4 protein-coding genes are annotated in these 16303 nt (G+C 65.4%); 2 read left to right on the forward strand and 2 right to left on the reverse strand.

The genetic code is table 11. The annotated features are described in order from the left end of the window. Window positions 1-141: 141 nt before the first annotated feature. Together pbpC and NKJ78_RS29590 are read right to left on the reverse strand one after the other, a co-directional pair. Complete coding sequence (gene pbpC, locus NKJ78_RS29585; protein WP_031245218.1) at window positions 142-2247, reverse strand: penicillin-binding protein 1C; 2106 nt, start codon at window positions 2245-2247, stop codon at window positions 142-144. A gap of 83 nt (window positions 2248-2330) precedes the next feature. Continuing rightward, a complete protein-coding gene (locus tag NKJ78_RS29590; RefSeq protein WP_352460205.1) occupies window positions 2331-7817 on the reverse strand; it encodes an alpha-2-macroglobulin family protein in 5487 nt (1828 codons plus the stop codon). 277 nt (window positions 7818-8094) lie between these two features. Between NKJ78_RS29590 and NKJ78_RS29595 the strand changes: the two genes are divergently transcribed. Both NKJ78_RS29595 and NKJ78_RS29600 read left to right on the forward strand, forming a co-directional pair. Then, window positions 8095-10023 carry an autotransporter assembly complex protein TamA gene (locus NKJ78_RS29595; RefSeq protein WP_352460206.1) on the forward strand — a complete coding sequence of 643 codons (1929 nt, stop codon included), beginning with the start codon at window positions 8095-8097 and terminating at the stop codon, window positions 10021-10023. Window positions 10024-10025: 2 nt separating this feature from the next. After that, window positions 10026-16073, forward strand: coding sequence for a translocation/assembly module TamB domain-containing protein (locus NKJ78_RS29600; protein WP_352460207.1), 6048 nt, complete (start codon window positions 10026-10028; stop codon window positions 16071-16073). The last annotated feature ends 230 nt before the right edge of the window (window positions 16074-16303 follow it).

A 16303-nucleotide genomic window follows, 5' to 3' on the forward strand; every position in this document is an offset into this window, starting at 1 on the left:
CCACCCCCCCCACCCCCCACCCCCCCCCCCCCCCCCCCCCGCCCGCCCCGCCGCGCCCCCCCCCCCCCCCCCCCCGCTGGGGGGTGCCTCGCGCCGGGTCTCGGGCGAAGAAGCCCAATCCCCTGAATCGCTTGGCGCCATCTATTCAACGAACACCTTCACGCTTGCCGCGCGTCCTACGGCGTCGATGACGGTGAGCGTCGAATAGCCGGCGCCGTCGGGCAGCCAGGTCGCGGTGCGGCGGCGGTCGATGCCGACGAGCGGCTTGCCATTGGCCAGCCAGCGGAACGGCGCGCGGCCGCCTTGCAGTTTCAGCACCAGCGGCGAGGCCTCGGCGGAATTGGTGGCGAGATCGACGCGGGCGCCGTTGGGCGGGAAAATGATCATTGGCGCCGGTTCCGTCGGGCCTGCCTGCACCAGTCCGTCGGCGCCGGCGCCGAAGCGCGCCAATGTCACCGGCAGGTCTTCGCGCCTGGCCTTGACGACGCCGGCCGGCTGGCTGGGCAACGGGACGGCGGTGAGGCCTGAACGGACGAAGCCCTCGAACAGGATGGGGGCGGCCGAGACATAGCCGGACAGGCCTGGCACCGCACCGGCATCGGCGCGGCCGACCCACACACCCAGCACGTAGCGGCCGTCGAAGCCGACCGACCAGGCGTCGCGGTAGCCGTAGGACGTGCCGGTCTTGTAGGCGATGCCGCGCTGCAAGGCGCCCTCGGGCGGCTTCACGCCCGACAATATGTCGGTGATCTGCCAGTTCGCCTGGGCGTCGAGGATGGTGGCGGTGGTGCGCTCGGCATTGGCCGGCTCGGTGCCGTCATGCAGCGTGTTTGCCTTGCCGCCATTGGCGAGGCCGGTATAGAGCTGGACGAGATCGCGCAGCGTTACGCCGACGCCTCCGAGGCCGATGGCGAGGCCCGGCGCCTCGTTGACCGGTAGCACCGGGCTGACGCCGGCCTGGCGGAAGCGCGCCATCAGCCGTGCCGGGCCGACAGAGTCGAGCACGCGGATTGCCGGCACGTTGAGCGATAGCTGCAGCGCCTGGCGGATCGAGACATCCCCCTGATAGCCCATGTCGAAATTCTTCGGCCGGTAGCCGCCGAAATCGACCGGTCTGTCCTCGATCAGCATTTCCTGCGCCACCAGCCCCTGCTCGAAGGCGAGGCCATAGATGAACGGCTTAAGCGTAGAGCCGGGCGACCGCACGATCCTGGTCATGTCGATCCAGCCGGAACGGCTGGCGTCGAAGAAATCGGCAGAGCCGACTTCGCCGAGGATGTCACCGGTGCGGGCATCGGCCATCACCATGGCGACGGAGAGGCGCGGCCCAAGTTTGATCGCGGCATCGCGCGCCACCTGCTCCAGTCCTTGCTGGACGCTTTTGCGGATCGTCAGCTGCAGCGGCTTGCCGGGGACGGCCTTGGGCAGCATGGCGTAGGCGGCGTGTGGCGCCAGCGCCGGCAATTTGCGGCGCAGGCCCGAGACATCGTCTAGTGCGGCGCGCGCGGCTTCGCGCTCGCCGAGCAGGCCAGCTGATACCATGCGGGTCAGCACGCGGTCGCGGGCGGCATGAGCGATGGTGAGATTGCGGTCGGGACGGCGCTTTTCCGGCAATTGCGGCAAGGCGACGAGCAGGGCTGCTTCCGAGACGGTCAGCCGCTTCGGCTCTTTGCCGAAATAGGCGAGCGAGGCGGCACGCACGCCTTCGAGATTGCCGCCATAGGGCGCCAAGGTCAGGTAGCGTTCGAGGATCTCCTGCTTGGACAGGCGCCGCTCGATCTGGATGGCGCGCAGCATCTGCTTGATCTTCGAGCCGAGGCTGCGGTTTTCGCGTGGCTCGATCAGCCGGGCAAGCTGCATCGACAGGGTCGAGCCGCCGGAGACGATATGGCCGCTGGTGGCGAACTGGCCGGCGGCGCGCGCCAGCGCCAGCACATCGACGCCATCATGGTCCCAAAAGCGCTTGTCTTCATAGGTGACCAGCATGTCGACGAACTGCTTGTCGACCTGGTCGAGATGAGTGTCGAGCCGCCAGTAACCGTCCGGCGTGGCGAAGGCGCGCAACAGCTGGCCGTCGCGGTCCTGGACCTCGGTGGAGACGGTGAGCCTTCCGGGCAGCGGCGGCGGAAAAGCGCGGTCGAGTTCCCAGAGAGAAGCGGCAGCGATCGCCGCAAGGCCGACGAGGGAGGCGGCGGCGATGCCTGTTCGACGGAGAAATTTTCTGGAGAGCATGGTGGTGCCCTTCATCCGCCTGCCGGCTCCTTCTCTCCGCATAGCGGGGAGAAGGAGATGGTCGCGGACATCGGCGTGTTCATCTTCGTCAAGGCGCCTTACGGCGCCTTGATCTCCATCATGCCGGTGGCGGTGCGGGCCGAATATTGCGGCCGGTACATGTCCTCCACCGTGGCCGCCGGATGGGCGTAGGTGCCCGGCGTCACCGCACGCACGACATAGGCCAGCATGATGTTACGGTCGCCATCGCCATCATTGGGATTGAATGCCGCGACGAAACGGTCGTCGCGGAATTCGAGATGGGCGGCGTCGGTTTGCGCCAGCCAGGTGAAGTTCGACAGCTGGGCGCTGGAAACAAGGCCCGGATTGTCGATCTCGAAGCCGGCCGGCAACAGGTCGGTGATCAGCAGGCGCGAAGGCCAGCGGTTCTGCTCGTAAACCTTGAGCACGACCACGTAGCGTTCGTTCTGCGTCGCCTCGGTGACGTTGGCTTCGGTGCCATCGAGCTTGTAGTAGGTGCGGTCGATGGTGAAGCCGTCGCCGCCGGCCGGCAAGGGCTCTACCGGCGAGGCGACCGTGGTGACGACCGCCTGCAGCGGCGTGGCGCCGGTGTTGGCGATGGTCAGCGGGCTGTCGGCAATGTCGGTGCCGCTGAGGTGGTTGGAATATCCACCTGCATGCGGCGCGCCGTTGACCGACAGCGTGATAGAGTCGTTGCCCGACTTCAGCGCGCGGGCCGCCAGAAGCATCCAGGACTCGTCCTGCGTGCTGGTCCAGCGGGCATCGGCGCGTTCCCTTGCCACCAGCCGGATCAGCTCCGGCACGATGGTCGGCACCGGCTTCGATTCGGCGGCGAGCGCCAGGATCGCGGCGCCATCACGCAGCCGCGAGCCATAGTCGGACCGGTAGTAGTCGTATTCGGTGGTCGACTTGGCCAGCTGCAGCGCCGTCTGGAAGGTTGCTTCCGAACGCTGCGCGTCGCCGTAGAGCGCTAGGCTCGCCGCCAACTGGGCGACGGCCATCGGGCTCGAGAAGGCTTCGAGCTTGGTGTCGGCGTAGTAGCGCAGATCGCCGACCGAGGCCTTCTTGTTGCGGGCCAGAACATAGAGCGCGTAGGCGATTTCGCTGCCGCGATCCTGGACGTCCTGGTCGTAACCGACCGAGTTTTGCAGATTGCTCAGCGCCTGGCTCATCGCCAGCGCCGGCACGTCGTAGTTCTGCTCGCGCGCCCGGGTCAGGAAGTCGGTGACGTAAGAGTCAAGCCACAGATCGCCGGAGCCCGGACCCCACAGGCCGAAGCTGCCGGCCGAAGCCTGGTAGCTCAGCACCTTGTAGATGGCGGCCTGCACGCGGCCGTGCAGTTCGGGATCGCTTTGCATGCCAACGCCGGACGCCAGATCGTTGACGTAGAGAAGCGGCATGGCGCGGCTGGTGGTCTGCTCGGCGCAACCATAGGGGTAGCGGTCGAGCGTCATCAGCAGCGACGGCACGTCGAAGGCGGCAGCCTGCGAAACGCCGACACTGATCGAGGCGCCGTCGAGCAGGCTTGCCGCGAGCAGCTCCTTGTCGACGCGCAGCGAGCCGCCATTGCCCTTGAGGTCGACGACCAGACGGGTGGTGACCGGCAATTGCGCCGGACGCACCGGAACATACAGCGTCTGCTCGACGGCGGTGCCGTCGCCATGGGCGAGCTTGATGGTGATCGAGGCATTGCCCGCCGTCTGTGCAATCAGCGGCACGGTCAGCGTCTGGCGCTTGCCCTTGGCCAGCGTCAGCTTTTCGGGCAAGGGCTTGTCGCCGGTCGAGAGGTCGCCGGTCGTGGCGATCGACAGGGCATAGTCGCCCTCCGGACCGTCGGTGTCGGCGACATCGAGCCGCATGATCGCTGCATCTCCAGGCGCCAGGAAGCGGGGCAGGCCGGCGGTGATCACCACCGGATCGCGCACGATGACATCGGTCGTGGCATGGCCGACGGCCTCCTTGGTCCAGGCGACGGCCATGACGCGCACGGTGCCGTTGAACTGCGGGATGTCGAAGTCGATCCTCGCCTTGCCGTCGGCGTCGAGCTGGACCGGGCCGGAGAAGAAGGCGACCAGCTTTTCGGTCGGCGGACTGCCTTGCGGCTGCATCGAGGCGCCGTCGCCGCCGGTCCTGAGCTTGCCGGTGGTGCCGAGCGAGCCGTCGATGAGACGGCCATAGATGTCGCGGACTTCAAGCCCGAGCATGCGCTGGCCGAAATACCAGCCCTCCGGATCCGGCGCCTTGTAGTTGGTGAGGTTCAAAATGCCGACATCCACGGCAGCAACCGTCACATAGGCATTGCTGCCCGGTGCTACGCCGGCGACCGAAACCGGGATCGACAACTGCTGGCGCGGCATCGTCTTGTCCGGCGGCGTCAGGGTGACGGCGAGCTTTTTCGAGCCTGGGTCGACCGTCAGCCATTTTACGCCGATGGCGCGCGCCGGCATGCGGGTTTCCTGCGCATCGCCGGGCCGGAACAGGGTTGCGGTGATGTAGGCGCCGGCGCCCCAGTCGTCACCGACCGGGATATCGACCGTGCTGCCGCCGGCCGGCATGGTTGCCGTGACGGTCTTGAGCAGCTTGTCGGCGCCAATGGTGACCAGCAGTTCGCCGGCAAAATGCGGCGACACTTTCAGCTTGGCCACGTCGCCGACGGCATAGCTGTCCTTGTCGAGAGCGATCTCGAGCCCGTCAGGCGTTTCGGTGGAGGTCGAGGAGACATACCAGCCGGCGTCGAACTCATAGCTGGTCGCCGGGCCCTCGGGATCGGCAGTCTCGATCTCGAGCCGGTACTGGCCCCAGTCGACCGGCATCGTCACGGTCGCCTCGGCATCGGCGCTGAGATCGACCTGGCCGTTGGCGATCGACTTGGTGAAGGTGACCGGTTCGTAGTTCCACGAGTTGTTGTTGCGATACCACTGGTAATTGCGTTCGACCTTGACCAGCGACCACTGCGCGCCCTTCAGCGTCTCGCGCTTGCCGTCGGGATCGACCGCGATGAGGCTGAATTTGGCGGTGCCGCCCTGCGGCACCTCATTGTCGGCGAAATCGGGACGAATGCCGATCATGTGGCCTTGCGGGCGGATGCCGATGTTGAGCGAGCGCTCGATGGCGCGGCCGCCGGTTTCGCGCATGCGAACCGTGACCTTGGCGTCGACCAGCTTGGTGGTCGCGGGCAATTGGTCGACCGTGACCGGGAAGGTCGCCTTGCCGTCGTCGCCGACCACCGGCAGACCGGTGAACGGGGTGACCGAAGGCTCGGCCGACTGCTCGTCGGCAAGGCCGAACGAATAGCCGGCGAAACGGTCCCAGTCGCGCGCCGTCGACAGCGTCAGCTCGCCTTCGAGCGCGAGGCCGGCGGCCGGCGCGCCATAGAGGAAGCGGCCGTCAATGTCGATGGTCGCGGTTTCGCCCTGTGCGATCTCCTGCTTGTCGGACTTCATGTCGAACTCGATGCGATCCGGCACGAAGTCTTCGACCAGGAACATCTGGCTGGAAACGGCCGCCTGCTTGGGATCGGTATAGATCGACACCGTCCAGGTGCCGCGCATGGCGTTGGCTTCCAGCGGCAGGTCGACGGCATAGCCGCCGGCCGAGACGCCATCGGCAACGATGCGGCGGTTCTCGACGCCGTCGGGACGGGTGAAGATGAAGGTCAGCGGCAGGTTTTCCACCGCTTTGGAGGCGCCGTCGCGGGCAAGGGCTGCGACATGCACATCCTCGCCGGCGCGGTAGATGCCGCGTTCGGTCCAGGCATAGACATCGAGCGCGCCCGGTGCGGCGCGTCCGGCGACGCCGCGATCGGACAGATCGAAGCCGGCGCGGCCCATGTCGAGGAAGACGAAATCGTTGTCGCCCTGCTTGGCCATCAGAACGGCCGGCACCATGCCGCCGTCGCCGCGCGTCAGGCCGGGGTTGAAGACAGCATGGCCTTCGGCGTCCGACGTGGCTGTGCCGAGAATTTCATTGTTCCTGGCCAGCAGCGTCAGTTCGGCGCCGGCGATCGGCTTGGCGGTTCCGAGCGAGCGGGCAAAGACATTGAGGCCATCCTGGCCGGTATAGGTCGACAGGCCGATGTCGGAGACGACGAACCACTGCGTGGCAAGCGAATTGTAATTGTCCTCGTCATTTTCATTTACCGCTTGCGCGGTCAGCACGTAGACGCCGGGCTTGCGCTGCGGCAAGGCTTCGTCGACCGGGAACGAAGTCGTGACGTCCTTGTTGAGGTCGTTGGCGATATCGAGCTGCCCCTGCCAGACCGGCTCACCCATCTGGTCGGAAATGCTGGAGATATCATAGCCGTCGAGCTGCTTCAGGAACTGATAGCCGGACAGAAGCTGCGCGAGCGAACGATCGCCGATACGGTAGAGCTTCATCTGCGCGGTGTTCATGTTGACGGTGACGATGGGGATGCCACGGCGGGCGCCGGCGGGCAGCACGAAGCTGTCGCCGGTGAAGCGGGCGGACGGCGCGCGGTCCTGCACATAGATCGACAGTACGACCGGAGCGGCGGTGACCTCGCCAATGGCGGCCGGCAGACCGGCGCGGAAGGTCACTTCGTAATGTTGGCCGTGCTCCAGGCCTTCGACGCAGATCTGCTTGTCCTTGGCCTCGACGCCCTTGGGCGGCTGGTTGTCGACGGTGACGAACTGGGCGTAGTCGACGCCGGTCTTGACCAGCTCCTCGGAAAACTGCGCGCAAATGCGCGGCGCGCTGGTGTCGGCGTCGATCGAGTGATCGATGACGCGGAAGCCCTTGCGGGCCTTGAGATCCTCATATTCGGCCTTGACCGCCGGCGAACTGACCAGCGCGAGGCTGGCTTCATAAGCCTGCAGGGCTGGACGGTAGAGATCGCGGCGGTCGAGGCCGTTGCCGAGCAGCGCCAGCACTTCGGCGCGGGTCTTGGTGGTGCGCAGCAATTTGTAGGCGTTGATGGCGGCGGAGGTGCCTTTGACCGGCAGATTGTAGGATTCGGAGGTGCCGCTGGCCGGCTGTATGGCAAGCGTTTCACGCGCCAGACCGAGCCAAAGCTGGCCGTCGTCAGGCAGGACCGAGACCGCGGCCTCGTATTTGTTCATGGCCTGGCCATGGTCGCCGGTCAGTGCAGCCTGTTCGGCGGCGGCGCGGAGTGATTCCAGCCCGTCGGTCGGCTTGTCATAGGCCGGATCGGTCAGCTTGTTGCGGTATTGCTGGGCCTGGTCGGCCATCCAGTTGGGGAAGAAGGCGAGTTCCGGCGGGGCGCCGATATCGGGGTCGCCATCGACATTGACGACCTTGCCCGCGACCGCGCCGCTGAAGGGTTTCAACTGGTTATAGTCGGACTTTAGGAAGCACCATTTGGCCTTGTTGTTGTAAGTAAAGGCGCGGCAGGCGGGGTCGCCGAGGCATGTCGTCTTGCACTGATCGAGGCTGACATTCTGGTCCGATCTGAGATCGAAGCCGAAATAGTCGGAATTATTTGAGGTCACCACCCGGCGGGCTTCGGCCGCTTGCGCTACAGACCCCCAGGCGAAAATGAGAAGAATCAAGATCGACAGACCACGAGCCGCCGCGCGCATTGCCATAACACCCTCCAGACACTGCTACGTCCGCGGCATGTTCAAGCTTCAGTCAAGCTTGTCAACACGAGGACGGGCAGGTTTCCGCCCGCCAACGGTTCCCAAACCGGCCAATGACCGGTATGCCGATAGTTCATCCAGGGGAAAGGGATCACGCTTTCTTGCGAAAACGCAGAAGGTGTGAATTCCAAGCCCTGCCTATTTCAGACAATTGGATTGTGGCCCCTTTACGAGCGCTTCAAAACTTCATTCCAATTTTAGTTTTGTAACCTAGGTTGTCCTGATGCCGGCGTATGAAGCGCAGATGTCGAAGGTAAGTGCGCCACGGCGCACGCTTTCGCGCGCGCTGATTGTGGCGTTGGCGTGCTCGAGCGTGCTCGTTGCCGAATCGGGGTCGGCGGCCGCCTTCGAGCTGTTCGGCATCAAATTGTGGGGCTCTTCGAATGACGAGGACGCCGATATCGTCGACCCGCTGCGCTATGCGGTGACCATCGAAGCGCCCGATGCCGACAAGGACCTGATCAAGAAGCTCGAAAACGCCTCGTCGCTGAAATCCGACGAGGACCGCCCGGTTTCCGGCTCGCTCGGCCTTTTGGCAAAGGCGCGTAGCGACCGCGAACAGCTGGTCGCCGCGCTTTATGCCGACGCCCGCTATGAAGGCGTCGTCACCATCACCATCCAGGGCAAGGCGCTCGACGATTTGCCGCCCGATGCCGAATTCACTGGTCCGCAGCCGATCCCGGTGGTGGTCGGCATCGCCAGCGGGCCCAAATTCACACTCGGCAATATCAGGCTGGAGGGCGATGCCGCCGGGCTGGCGAGCGCCGATTTCGGCCTGATAGCCGGCGGCGATGCCGGCTCGGGCGCCGTGCTCAAGGCCGAGGCGCTGATCGTGCGGGCGCTGAAGCAGGAGGGCCGGCCGCTGGCCCGGATCACCGACAGGCAGGTCGTGGCCGAGCACACCACCTCGACGCTAGACGTGACGCTGACGGTGGCCGCCGGGCCGGTTGCCGGTTATGGCGACACCACCGTCGATGGCACCGAGAAGGTCGATCGCGAGTTCACCGAATATATGACCGGGCTGAAACGCGGCCGGCAATATTCGCCTGACGAGATCGACGATGCCCGCGACCGGCTGCTGAGGCTCGAAGTGTTCAACAGCGTGACGCTGAAGGAAGCCGACAGTCTTGACGCCGACGGCAACATTCCGATCGGCGTTCAGGTCAGCGAGCGCAAACCACGCTATTTCGGCGTCGGCGGCACTTTCTCCAACACCGAAGGGCTAGGCCTGGAAGGCTATTGGGGCCACCGAAATCTGTTCGGCCGGGCCGAAAAGCTGCGCATCGAGGGCAAGATCAGCGGCATCGGCAGCAACGATCTCAGCGAGCTCAACTACAATGCCGGCATCATGTTCGAGAAGCCGGGGGTGGTCGGGCCGGCCTCGAAATTCATCGCCAGCGTCAAGACCGTACTCGAACATCCCGACGCCTACGACCATTTTTCGGTCAAGGGCAGCACCGGCCTGTCCTATGAGATCGACAAGAAGCAGACGGTTTCGGCTGAAATCGCGCTCGACTACTCCAGGATCACCGACGCTTTCGGCAAGCACAAATACCTGATCGCCAGCATTCCGCTGCAATATGTCTACGACAACAGGGACAACCGGCTCAACCCGACCAGCGGCTTCAGGGTTCTGGCCTATGCCGAACCGAGTTACGACATTCTGAGCGGCGCCGCCTTCCTCAAGCTCAGGGGCGAGGGGTCGGCCTATCAGTCGCTCGACACGGCCTCGAAATTCGTGCTTGCCGAACGCGTCGCGCTGGGTTCGATCGTCGGCACCGGCCTTCAGAACGTTCCAGCCGACAGGCGCTTCTATTCCGGCGGTGGCGGCTCGGTGCGGGGCTATGCCTATCAGGGCATCGGACCGAAGGACATCGACAATCAGCCGATCGGCGGGCTTTCCTTCTTCGAAACATCGGTCGAAATGCGCATTGCGCTGACCGACACGATCGGCATCGTGCCGTTCGTCGACGCCGGCACTGTCTCGACCACAGCGACGCCGGACTTTTCCGACGTGAAGGTCGGCGCGGGCGTTGGCCTGCGCTACATCACGCCGTTCGGGCCGCTGCGCATCGACGCCGCCGTGCCGCTCAACCGCGACCGTGGCGACCCGCGTTTCGGCATCTATGCCGGGATCGGACAGGCGTTCTGACGATGAAGATTTTGAAACGCATCCTTCGCCTGTTTTTCTACACGCTGCTGATCGTGGCGGCGGCGGGCATCGGCGCGTTGATCGTGCTGACCAAGACCGAGCGCGGCCGCGAAAATCTCGCCGGCATCATCTCTGACATGGCCTCGTCAGGGGACAGCAAAGTCACGGTCAGCGGCATTAACGGTATCTGGTCCGGCGCGCTGACCGTCGACCATGTCGTGCTGGAAGACCGCGAGGGCGCCTGGCTGGTGGCCCGCAAGGTGGCCGTCGACTGGTCGCCGCTGGCGCTGTTGTCGAAGAATTTCAGCGCCGACCGCATAGCGGCCGAACGGATAGAACTGGCACGGCTGCCTGTGGCGAGCACCGAGCCGAGCAAGAGCGGGTCGACCGGCCTGCCGGTTTCGCTTGATATCAGAGCGATCGATTTGCCGGAGATCGCGCTCGGCCAGCAACTTGCCGGCAGCGGCATTGCCGAACTTGCGGCCAAGGGATCGGCCAAGGTCGATGCGTCGCCGCTGGCGATCCAGACGGTGCTCAACGTTACCCGCCATGACGGCAAGCAAGGCAATATCGACGCCAACATCCACTTCGCGCCGGATGAAAACAAGCTCGACCTCGATCTCAAGGCTTCCGAGCCGGCCGGCGGCATCATCGCCAACCTGCTCAAGCTACCCGGCGCGCCGCCGGTCAACATCGTCGTCTCGGGCACCGGGCCGCTGGCCAACTGGAGCGGCATCGGCACCTTCATGGTCGACGGTCAGATCGTTACCCAGCTCACCGGCCGGCACCAGCTCACCGACAAGGGCAACCGGATCGAGGCCAAGGGCGACGGTTCGTTCGAAGGCTTCCTGCCGGAACGGTTCAAGTCGCTGTTTGCCGGCAAGACCAGTTTCGACCTCGCCGGCACCGCGACCGCAGCCGGCGGCGTCGACATCGAGCGCGCTGCGATCGAGAGCGACGCAGTTCATGGCACCGCTGCCGGCATGGTCGACCCCAAGGGCGCCAGTGACCTTTCGGTCGAACTCGTGGCCAAAGCCAAGCCGGTCACGGTCAATGTCGGTACCCAGGCGCAGCCGATCATGGTGGCCATCAACAATGTGACCGCGCGCGCCTTCGGTGACGGCAAGGCGCCGATGATCGATGCCGGCGCTTCGCTCGTCTCGGTGGTTGCGGGCGGTTCTCAGGTGAACAATCTCGATGCGCGGATCCATTCCGACGGTTTCGACATCGAGAACCGCAGCGGCCCGGTCAGCGTGTCGCTGGCGGCGGCCGGGCTGAAGACCGACGTGGCGACGCTGGCGCCGCTGATCACCGGCAAGCTGACGGCCTCTCTTGCCGGTTCGATCAGCAGGGACGAGATTTCGCTCGACGAAGGCACGCTGCGCAGCGATGCTCTCAATGCCGGGCTGACGGCTAAGGTGACGCTGGCCGATCTCGCCATGACGCTGAAGATGAATGCGGATGCTGTGTCGACGGCGCTGCCGCCGCAGATCAGTTCGCTGCTTGGCGAACGGGTCAAATTCTCGGCGACCGCGACGCGCGATCCGCAGGGCTCTTTCGCCGCCAACTCGATCGAACTCACTTCCGGTTCGCTGAGCGCCAGCGGCACCGCCAGCGCGCAAGGCAGCGATATCCAGGCCGACATCAAGGGCAAGCTCGGCGACGTCTCGGTGCTGTCTTCGCTGGTCGGCGTGCCGATCGCCGGCGGGGTCGATTTCGCGCTGACGGCAAGCGGCGCGCGCAACGCACCGGATTTCTCGGTTTCGGCCGACAGTGCCAGCCTGACGGCCTCCGGCCGCACCGTCAAGGACATCAAGCTGACCGCATCGGGCAAGGCCGACATTGTGAGCCCGGCCGCAGATGTCTCGCTGACCGGCGCGGTCGACGAACAGCCGCTCGCCATCAAGGCGGCGCTGGTGACGAGCGATGGCAAGCGCTCCATCAAGGGGCTCAGCGTAGCGCTGGGCGACAACAAGGTGTCGGGCGACCTCACGCTCGATGAAAAATTCCTGCCGCTGGGGACGCTGACGATCTCCGCCCCCGATATCGCGCCGCTGGCGTCGCTGGCCGGGCAGACGGCGGCCGGCGATATCGGCGGCACCGTGGTGTTCGCCAAAGACGGCGAGGCTCCCACTGTCACCATCAATGCAGCCAGCGTGTCGATCGCGCGCGGTGATGTGGCAGCCAAGGCAGTCACCGTCAGCGCACTGATCGCCAACTATCTCAACAGCCCTGCGATCTCCGGCACGATCAAGGCCGAGAGCGTGACCTCGGGAACGACCGTCGTCAGTGGCATCGGCGTCGACCTCAAGCGTGACGGCGACTGGACGAATTTCACCGGCGGCGCAACGATATCAGGCATTCCGGCGACAGCTGCCGGGCGGGCGAAGATTGCCGGGGGCGCGACCAGCGTCGAGATCGCGTCCGGCGAGGCGACGGTGCGCGGCATCAAGGTGGCGATCGCCGAGCCGTCGAGCCTGACCATTGCCGATGGCATAACCAACATTCAAAGGCTGGTAGTCGATCTCGGCGGCGGCTCGGTGACGCTGTCGGGCACGGCGGGCCAGACGCTCGATCTGGCGGCGACCTTCTCGGCGCTGCCGGCTGCGCTTGCCAATGGCTTTTCGCCCGGCCTCGATGCCGCGGGCACGCTCGACGGCACGGCGCAAATCACCGGGCCGTCAGCAAATCCCGACATTCGCTTTAATGCAAAACTGGCCGGCGCCGAGACCAGCCAGACCCGTCAGGCCGGGCTCGGACCGCTCGATGTCGATGCGGCCGGCAGCTATTCGACGGCCGGCGGCGTCGTGCTGGATCAGGCGACGCTGTCGGGCCAAAAAATCTCCGGCAAGGCCGCCGGCACCGTCAACCCGAACGGCGCCAGCGATTTCGCGCTCGATCTGACATCGTCCGGTCCGAGCCTGCCGTTGACGCTGGGCAGCGCGGAAAGCCCGATCAAGCTCGAATTGCAGGCGCTGTCGGTGAAGGCGGCCGGGCAGGCTGCGCAAGCCAAGCTCGACATCTCGGCGGTACTGCCTTCGGTGGCGACGGATGACGCCAAGGTCGAGGGCATTGCGCTTGCGCTGCATTCCGATGCATTTGATATGAAAAGCCGAACCGGTCCGATCTCGGGCACGGTGACGGCGGACAAGATCGGTCTAGACAATCCGACCATCGCGCCGCTGATCGTCGGCAAAATCACCGCCAAGGTCGCGGGCAGCCTGGCGGCCGATGCGATTACCATCGACAGCGGCTCGGTGCAGGGCGATGCGCTGGGCAGTGCCTTCAATGGCCGTGTCGGCATTGCCGATGGAGCAATCGACCTCAACCTCAACGCCGACGTGCTGTCGGCGGCATTGCCGGCTGCGGCGCGCAGCGTGCTGGCAGAGCGCACGCAGCTCAGCGCCACGCTGAAGCGGGATGCCAATGGCAATGTCAGCGCCAATCCGGTCACGCTGGCGTCGGGCGCACTGACCGCGGACGGTCAGGCCAGCCTCGCCGACAAAAAGCTTAGCGCACATATCAAGGGTGCACTGGCCGACATCTCGCTGTTGTCGAAAGATGCCAAAGGCGCGATCAGCTTTGCACTCAACGCGCAGGGGCCCAGCCTGGCGCCGGACCTGTCCCTGACGGTCAACAGCGACCGCCTGCTGGTGGCGGAACGCGAAATCACCGGACTTAAGCTGATTGCGACCGGCAAGGCCGATGCCGCGAACCCGGCAGCCAATGTGCAACTGACCGGCAATGTCGCGGGGCAGGCGCTTCAAGGCAGCGCGGTGCTGGCCACGGCCGACGGCAAGAGCGCCATCAACGGCCTGCTGCTGTCACTCGGCAAGAACAGGATTTCCGGCGACCTTGCGCTCGACGAGGCTTTCGTGCCGGTCGGCACCATCGCGCTCGACCTGCCCGATATCGGACCGCTGGCGGCGCTGGCGCTGGAAAAGGCCGAAGGCGATGTGCGCGGCACTATTGCATTCTCCAAGACCGCGGATGGCCCGAACGTCGCCGTCAAGGCTGCGACCGCTTCGATCACGCGCGGCGACCTGCAGGCGAAGACGGTGTCGATCGATGCGCTGGTCGCCAACTATCTCGCCGCGCCGGTCATCTCGGGCAAGATTCGCGCCGACAGCGTCATTTTCGGCGGCACCGCCATCAGCGGCATCGATGTCGATTTGAAGCGCGACGGCGACTGGACCGGGTTTTCCGGCGGCGCCACCGTCAAGGGCATTCCGGCGAGGGCTGCGGGCAGGGTAAAGGTGGCTGGCGGCACCACCACCATCGAACTCGCTTCCGGCCAGGCCACGGTGCAGGGCATCAAGGCGGCCATCGCCCAGGCCTCGACCGTCAGCATCGCCAACGGCACCACGACGCTGGACAAGCTGGTGCTCAATCTCGGTGGCGGCACGGCGACGGTGACCGGCAAGGTCGGGCAGGCACTCGACATCAGTGCCGCGCTGTCGAAGGTGCCGGCTTCGCTGGCCAACAGTTTTTCGCCGGGCCTCCAGGCCGCCGGTTCGATTTCGGGAACAGTCAAGGTAACCGGCGCGCCGGGCAATCCGACTGTCGCTTTCGATATCGATGCTGGTGGGGTGCAGACCTCGCAGACGCGCAGCGCCGGTCTTGGCGGCATGAATATCTCTTCGTCGGGAACATTCGCCGGCAAGAAGCTCACCTTCAACGCCGACATCAGCGACGGCGCCGGGCTTGGCCTCAAGGGCGGTGGTACGGTGACGACGGCCGGCACACCAGCGCTGGTGCTCGACTTCAACGGCAAGGTGCCATTTTCCTTCCTGGCCGCCAAGCTTGCGGCGCAAGGGCTGTCGCTCAGCGGCACCGCCAACGTCAATATCCAGGTGCGCGGCCCGGCGGCGTCGCCGGTGATCGGCGGCACGGTCAGCACGTCGGGCGCCCGCCTGGTCGACGCGCGCTCCGGCCTTGCCGTCAATGACATTGCCGCCGACATTTCGATCGGCAACGGCGTTGCCCGGGTCAACCGGCTAACCGGCACGCTGTCGACACGCGGCAGCCTGTCGGCCTCCGGCACACTCGGCATCAATCCGGCGCAAGGTTTCCCAGCCGATTTGTCTATCAAGCTGGTTGACGGCCGCTATACCGACGGCAGGGTGGTGACAGCCAATCTCGGCGGCGACCTGACCATCAAGGGGCCGCTCACCTCGGCGCCGGTGATTTCGGGCACCGTCAACCTGGCCAAGACCGTCATCACCGTTCCCGATAAGCTGCCGGGCTCGCTGGCAGCGCTCGGTGTCAAGCACAAGAACGCCCCCGCCAGCGTGCGGGCGCAGGACAAGGCCTTGCGACCGGCGGCGGCCAGCGGTGGTGGCGGCAGTGGGCTTGTCCTCGACGTCACGGTCAATGCGCCGAACCAGATCTTCATCCAGGGCAGGGGTGTCGATGCCGAGTTCGGCGGTTCGCTGAGGCTGACCGGCCCGGCGGCTTCGCCGCAGGCGGTCGGCACCTTCACCTTGCAGCGTGGGCGGCTGTCGATCCTCGGCAAGCGGCTGACCTTTACCGAAGGCACGGTCGGCTTTTCGGGGTCGCTGGTACCCTACCTCAACTTGACCGCGACATCGACCACGACCAGCGCCACCGTCACCATCGTCGTCTCGGGCGAAGCGACCAATCCGAAATTCGACTTCTCATCGGTGCCGGCGCTGCCCGAGGACGAGGTGCTGGCGCAGCTGATTTTCGGCCGCTCTATGTCGAACCTGTCGCCGCTGCAGATCGCGCAACTGGCCGAGGCCGCCGGCCAACTGGCCGGCGTCGGCGGCTCGACCTCGCTGCTCGAAAACCTGCGCAGTGCAATCGGCGTCGATGACCTGGATGTGACCACCGATGACCAGGGCGGCACCGCCGTGTCGGCGGGCAAGTACCTCAATGACCGCACCTATGTGACGATCCAGAAAGGCGACAGGCCAGGATCGGGCAAGGCGACGATCGACCTCAATGTCGGACGCGGCGTCAAGCTGCGCGGCGAGGCCAACGATGGCGGTGAGGCCAAGGGCGGCATATTCTACGAAAAGGAATATTGAGTTCCTGGCCCTTACCGCCACCGGAACTGGCGCTGTCTCAACCCGCCCAAATGTATCAATTACTCGCCTAAGCAGATTCCGGTGGAATCTGGGCGCGCTAGCACTTTTGCGCCAAGTCTGTCGTTATCACGCGAACCGCTCCCTTTTCAAAGTTGCACATTCCCTAACAGGTTCCGTAGCCATGCCGTCTTTGACATCACGGCAGGGATGCGGAATGTTAAAAGGCGGAA

Source organism: Mesorhizobium sp. M0037, from assembly GCF_040323635.1.
In the GTDB taxonomy this organism is placed as follows: domain Bacteria; phylum Pseudomonadota; class Alphaproteobacteria; order Rhizobiales; family Rhizobiaceae; genus Mesorhizobium.